The following is a 1,137-nucleotide window of genomic DNA, read 5'->3' on the forward strand; positions in this document are numbered from 1 at the left end:
GGTCACGTGGACCACGGCAAGACGACGCTGACGGCGGCGCTGACGAAGATCGGTGCAGAGCGTTTTGGTGGTGAATTCAAGGCGTACGATCAGATTGACGCGGCGCCGGAAGAGAAGGCGCGCGGGATTACGATCTCGACGGCGCACGTGGAATACGAATCGCCGACGCGCCACTACGCGCACGTGGATTGCCCAGGCCACGCCGACTACGTGAAGAACATGATCACGGGTGCGGCGCAGATGGATGGCGCGATCCTGGTGTGCTCGGCGGCCGACGGCCCGATGCCGCAGACGCGTGAACACATCCTGCTGAGCCGCCAGGTGGGCGTGCCGTACATCGTGGTGTTCCTGAACAAGGCCGACATGGTGGACGACGCCGAGCTGCTGGAGCTCGTCGAGATGGAAGTACGTGAGCTGCTGAGCAAGTACGACTTCCCGGGCGACGACACACCGATCATCAAGGGCTCGGCGCTGAAGGCGCTGGAAGGCGACCAGTCGGAGATTGGCGTGCCGGCGATCATTGCGCTGGTGGATGCGCTGGACACCTACATTCCCGAGCCGGTGCGCGTGCTGGACAAGGCGTTCCTGATGCCGGTGGAAGACGTGTTCTCGATCTCCGGTCGCGGCACGGTGGTAACCGGTCGCGTGGAGACGGGCATCATCAAGGTCGGCGATGAAGTCGAGATCGTGGGTCTCAAGGCCACCGTCAAGACCACGGTGACCGGCGTGGAAATGTTCCGCAAGCTGCTGGATCAGGGCCAGGCGGGCGACAACGTGGGCCTACTGCTGCGCGGTACGAAGCGTGAAGACGTGGAGCGCGGCCAGGTGCTGGCCAAGCCGGGTTCGATCACGCCGCACACGGACTTCGAAGGCGAGATCTACGTGCTGTCGAAGGAAGAGGGTGGCCGTCATACCCCGTTCTTCAGCAACTACCGCCCGCAGTTCTATTTCCGCACGACGGACGTGACCGGTGCGATCAAGCTGCCGGAAGGCACCGAGATGGTGATGCCGGGCGACAACGTGAAGATCACGGTGACCCTGATCGCCCCGATCGCGATGACCGAAGGCCTGCGTTTCGCGATTCGCGAAGGCGGCCGCACGGTGGGTGCGGGCGTCGTCGCCAAGATCGTCAAGTAA

The 1,137-nt window shown here is 63.7% G+C and carries 1 protein-coding gene; it reads left to right on the forward strand.

The annotated features are described in order from the left end of the window. A partial coding sequence (tuf, locus tag ISP18_RS00100; protein ID WP_404559223.1) for an elongation factor Tu occupies positions 1 to 1,137 on the forward strand: 1,137 nt, incomplete at its 5' end.

Origin of the sequence: Dyella humi (genome assembly GCF_044904605.1) — a bacterium.
Classification (GTDB): Bacteria; Pseudomonadota; Gammaproteobacteria; order Xanthomonadales; family Rhodanobacteraceae; genus Dyella_B; species Dyella_B humi.